The 239-nt window shown below is 61.9% G+C and carries 1 protein-coding gene; it reads left to right on the top strand.

Translation table 11 applies throughout. The annotated features are described in order from the left end of the window. Nucleotides 1-239: helix-turn-helix domain-containing protein (locus tag ACZXDY_RS46775; RefSeq protein ID WP_464350141.1), on the top strand; the 239-nt coding region annotated here is incomplete at both ends.

Raw genomic sequence — 239 nt, 5'->3', positions numbered from 1 at the left:
CCGGTCAAAGACCGCATGGTCCGATGGCTACTCCATTTTTGCGACTGCATCGACCACGACGTTCTTCCGCTCACCCAGGAGGCCTTGTCGCAAATGCTCGGCGTGCGACGAACGACGGTGACGCTCCTGATGCGCGATCTGCGCGCATCCGGAGCGATCAAATCTGATCGACGAGGCCAAATCGAGATCGACCGGTTGCGGCTCGCGGCCGCGGCGTGCGAATGCCACGGCAATATGCG

The organism is Bradyrhizobium sp. LeoB3 (assembly GCF_055456055.1).
Note: the sequence above shows the minus strand (reverse complement) of the source record. Positions and strands in the feature narration are given on the sequence as shown.